A 247-nucleotide genomic window follows, 5' to 3' on the forward strand; every position below is an offset into this window, starting at 1 on the left:
TTCTAAATCGCTTGTTTCCCGGAGGTTACAACCCATGCCGGCGGATACCTATACCCAAAAATTAGTTGATCAGGCACCTAGTCAAGGGCGTCTGAGGACACTTCGAGCACCCGGTGAGGCATTGCTGTTCCGGCGTCTTGTGATCGGTGTGCTGACACTGTGTGTGCTGACACCAATCTGCCTGATCGTTTATCAAAGCTTTCTTGACGGCCCGTTTTTTAGTGCCAATGCCCAATTAGGGCTAAGC

At 51.0% G+C, this 247-nt stretch carries 1 protein-coding gene; it reads left to right on the forward strand.

What is annotated here, in order from left to right:
• Positions 1-34: 34 nt before the first annotated feature.
• Positions 35-247 (forward strand): hypothetical protein (locus HBA93_RS22615; RefSeq protein ID WP_221724730.1); only part of this gene is annotated, 213 nt, incomplete at its 3' end.

Origin of the sequence: Ochrobactrum sp. SFR4 (genome assembly GCF_019730395.1) — a bacterium.
GTDB lineage: Bacteria > Pseudomonadota > Alphaproteobacteria > Rhizobiales > Rhizobiaceae > Pseudochrobactrum.